This is a genomic window from Micromonospora sp. NPDC005197 (assembly GCF_040608295.1).
GTDB lineage: Bacteria > Actinomycetota > Actinomycetes > Mycobacteriales > Micromonosporaceae > Micromonospora.
Genome location: NZ_JBEXHY010000273.1, coordinates 1 through 1,377 on the forward strand (window position 1 = coordinate 1; position 1,377 = coordinate 1,377).

The 1,377-nt window shown below is 72.8% G+C and carries 1 protein-coding gene; it reads right to left on the minus strand.

What is annotated here, in order from left to right:
* Positions 1-23 precede the first annotated feature (23 nt).
* The coding region (locus tag ABZU46_RS31765; RefSeq protein ID WP_354863378.1) for a nitrate- and nitrite sensing domain-containing protein at positions 24-1,377 on the minus strand (1,354 nt) is incomplete at its 5' end.

Consider the following 1,377-nt stretch of genomic DNA (forward strand, 5'->3'; position numbering starts at 1 on the left):
ATTGGTGTTAAGAGGTTTTATCTTCATAACACGGGGGGGTTGTGGGCGGGGGGTTTGACCATGTGTCCGGCCCGCTGGACCCCGACCCCGACGACGCCCTGGGCGGCGACGGCGACGTCGCCGTCGACCATGCCGAGCCGGATGCGCGCGTAGTGCTCGATCTGGGACAGGGCCGCCTGGAGCACCTGTTGCAGCGGCACGTCGTGTTGGCGTACCCGGCCGACGCCGACGCCGCCGAGCACGAGCAGGCTGGCGTTGATGCGGCCCATCCGGGTCGCCAGGTTGTCCAGGGTGTAGAGCTGGTCCAGGCGGTCGGGGTCGGTCTCGTCCCGCTCGACCCGGTCGACCTGAGCCAGGACGGCGTCGACCAGCCGCTGTTCGCGCCGGCTCAGGTGGATGAAGATGTCGGCGGTGTTGGCGCGCATCACGGCCTGTTCGGCGGCGGTCCGCACGGCGGCCTGGTGCACCGCGCTGAACGCCTGACCCAGCTCGCCGATCTCGTCGTCGCTGGAGGGTTCGAGGGCCGCGGTGGACTGTTGACGGGCCAGCTCGTCGGGGTCGACGCTCGCGCTGTCGGGGCGTTGCAACCGGGCCACCACGGCGGGAAGTTGTTCGAACGCGACGGCGTTGGCCGCGTCGCGCAGCCGTCGCAGCCGGCGGGTGATCTGCCGGGCGACGGCCCAGGTCACGAGCGCGGTGAGCAGCAGCGCCAGCAGCACGCCGACCGCCTCGGCCACGGCCCTGCGACGCTGGTTGGCGTGGGCGGCCCGGACGTCGTCGAGCACCGCGACGTCGACGCGCCCCCGCAGGTCGGCGAGGCGGGCGGCGCGCTGCTGCGTCGTGGCCACCCAGTCGGCGGTCTCCAGGCGCAGTGGCGTGCCCGGCTGGGCGCGGGACACCTCGTCCTGCATCCGTTGCAGGGCGAGCGCCTCCTTGCCGGTGCCGGCCTGCTCCCACCAGATGCTCCACTCGGTCGGGGCGAGGGCCAGGAACGACAGGCTGGACTCGGTGTAGCTGGTGCGGGCGGCGGTGATGTCCTGCTGGGTGGCGGGGGTCAACTCGCCGGCCGCGACGGCGCGGAGCACGGCGACCTGCTGTTGGCCGATCGCCTCGGCGGTCTTCGACAGGGCGGCCGAGGCCCGGATCCCGTCGGCGAGCCCGGCGTTGACGACGCTGTGCGAGACGTTCTCCCGGAAGGTGATCAGGTCGGCGATCGCGATGCGGTAGCTGAAGGTCATCGCGGACACCGAGGCGTGCTCGGCCGTGCGGACCTGGGTGCGCAGCGGAGGCAGGCCGTCCAACGCCGCGTCGACGCGGCCCAGGTGCGCCGCGTTGGCGGCGGAGGGCACCATGTCGCGGTGTCGGCGGGAACGCACG